Below are 560 nucleotides of genomic sequence, written 5' to 3'. Positions count from 1 at the left end.
ACCGTTCTTCACCATAAACTAAATTTAAAAAACTAATTAACTCATAAGGTTTTTTATAGTCTCCAACAGCAATTTTCGATCTTAATTTATCATCAATATCAGATAATTTTTTGAATTGATTGAAGCGCTCCCCATGTGGGATTGGTAACTCAACTAAGAAGCGCTCTTTAATTGAATCAGGGATAATTTGTTTTGAATCAATTACAGACAGCTTTTTATTATATTTAAATATAATATTATCGTCACCAATTCTGTATTCCACACAACTATCTTCATTAAAGATATAAGGTGCCGCAGTTTCAATAAAAGTATTATTTAAATAAATATTTCTCACAGCCCTAAATAATGTGGTCTTTCCTACGCTATTTTTTCCAGACAAACAAATCAACTTACCTTCAGTCAAATCTAAATCAAACTTCAGATAATTAACATGCTGTATATTCCTTAAGGTTATTCCAAAGTTCAATTTTTTAGTACCGTCTTTCTTAGGAACATTTCAATAAGAGTATTGCCATACTTCCTTCTCAATTTATCTAGGTATTTCTTATCCATAGCATTGA

Annotated in this window: 1 protein-coding gene; it reads right to left on the bottom strand. The window is 29.5% G+C overall.

The genetic code is table 11. From position 1 onward, the window contains the following. On the bottom strand, positions 1 to 379 hold a 379-nt coding region (locus tag A1QC_RS06900), incomplete at its 3' end, for a hypothetical protein (RefSeq protein ID WP_198926414.1). Positions 380 to 560 lie beyond the last annotated feature (181 nt).

Origin of the sequence: Vibrio rumoiensis 1S-45 (assembly GCF_000286955.2) — a bacterium.
GTDB lineage: Bacteria > Pseudomonadota > Gammaproteobacteria > Enterobacterales > Vibrionaceae > Vibrio > Vibrio rumoiensis_A.
The sequence above is the reverse complement of the archived record's forward strand: the minus strand, read 5'-3'. Positions and strand labels throughout refer to the sequence as shown.